At 73.0% G+C, this 560-nt stretch carries 1 protein-coding gene and 1 pseudogene; both read left to right on the top strand.

From position 1 onward, the window contains the following. The coding region (locus DZF91_RS40005) for a hypothetical protein (protein ID WP_199486808.1) at positions 1-302 on the top strand (302 nt) is incomplete at its 5' end. Between the two features lie 67 nt (positions 303-369). After that, positions 370-560, top strand: a pseudogene (locus tag DZF91_RS22705) (preprotein translocase subunit SecY); the annotation flags it as partial.

Here is a 560-nt window from a genome sequence, read left to right as displayed (position 1 = left end):
GGCGCGCCGCCCAGGAGCGGGCGGCGCAGGACCGGGCGGCCCAGCGCAGCGAGGCGCTGAAGGCCGGCGCGGCCCTCTTCCACCAGTACTACGCGGCCGTCATCTCCCGGCACGGGACCCGGCCGGGGCACGACACGTCCCGCGTCGAGGTCTCCGCGGCGCGCGCCGCCGCACCGGTCGCGACGGGCACGCCCGACGCCGCTGGACGCCCCGTCCTCCCCCCCGGGGACCGCCGGCCGCCCGCCGCACGAGGCGGCGAGACCGACCCGGTGCGCGGACCGCCCTCCAGCACGGATCTGTAGCAGTCCCTTTTCCCGTCCGCCGACGCCCAGGAGAGGCGTCGCGGCTTGATCCGTATGGAGCCCATCCGTGCTCACGGCCTTCGCCCGGGCGTTCCGAACCCCGGACCTACGCAAGAAACTCCTCTTCACCCTCTTCATGATCGTGGTGTTCCGGGTCGGCCAGAACCTGCCGACTCCGAACGTGAACGTGGAGGTGCTCAGGCAGACGGCCGACGCGGCCAAGAAGTCCAACCAGCTGTACGGGTTGGTGGACCTGTT

Origin of the sequence: Actinomadura logoneensis (assembly GCF_003428695.1) — a bacterium.
Lineage (GTDB): Bacteria > Actinomycetota > Actinomycetes > Streptosporangiales > Streptosporangiaceae > Spirillospora > Spirillospora logoneensis.
Note: the sequence above shows the minus strand (reverse complement) of the source record. Positions and strands in the feature narration are given on the sequence as shown.